Origin of the sequence: Colwellia sp. BRX10-4 (genome assembly GCF_014077465.1) — a bacterium.
GTDB lineage: Bacteria > Pseudomonadota > Gammaproteobacteria > Enterobacterales > Alteromonadaceae > Colwellia_A.
The window spans coordinates 1-686 of the sequence record NZ_JACGVZ010000096.1 but is presented as its reverse complement, the minus strand read 5'-3'; the positions used below and the strand labels follow the sequence as shown (position 1 = coordinate 686).

1 protein-coding gene is annotated in these 686 nt (G+C 47.4%); it reads left to right on the top strand.

Annotation, left to right across the window (positions count from 1 at the left end; genetic code table 11):
- The coding region (locus H4J67_RS19980) for a GTP 3',8-cyclase MoaA (protein ID WP_182204910.1) at positions 1 to 686 on the top strand (686 nt) is incomplete at both ends.

The window sequence follows — 686 nt, the reverse complement described above, 5'->3', positions numbered from 1 at the left end:
CGCATGGCGCGACTGTTTGTTGCACACGGTGTTACAAAAATTCGTCTTACCGGTGGCGAACCCCTACTACGTAAAAACCTCGAGGTGTTGGTTGAAATGCTGGCCGCCTTAAAAACACCAAACGACAAGCCACTTGATATCGCGCTTACTACCAATGCCACGTTATTACCCAAGAAAGTAAAAGCGCTTAAAGCCGCAGGCCTTAATCGGATTACCGTTTCCCTCGACTCTCTTGATGAGGTGACATTCCGGGCTATGAACGACGTTAACTTCCCTGTAGCCGATGTATTAAAGGGGATCGATGCGGCACATGATGCTGGTTTTAGCGCCATTAAAATTAACATGGTGGTTAAGAAGGGTGTCAATGATCAAGATGTCGTTGCCATGGCGCGGCATTTCAAAGGCAGCGGGCATATTGTCCGCTTTATCGAATTCATGGATGTGGGTTCTTCTAATGGTTGGCGCATGAAGGATGTTATTTCTTCGGCTGAGATTATACGTATGGTCAATGCTGATATGCCGCTTGTCCAAGCACAGTCCAACTACAGCGGTGAAGTTGCCAAACGTTGGAATTATGCCGATGGTAGCGGCGAAATTGGGGTTATATCCAGTGTAACGCAAGCCTTCTGTTCTACCTGCACACGCACCCGACTTTCAACTGATGGCAAATTGTTCACTTGCCTATT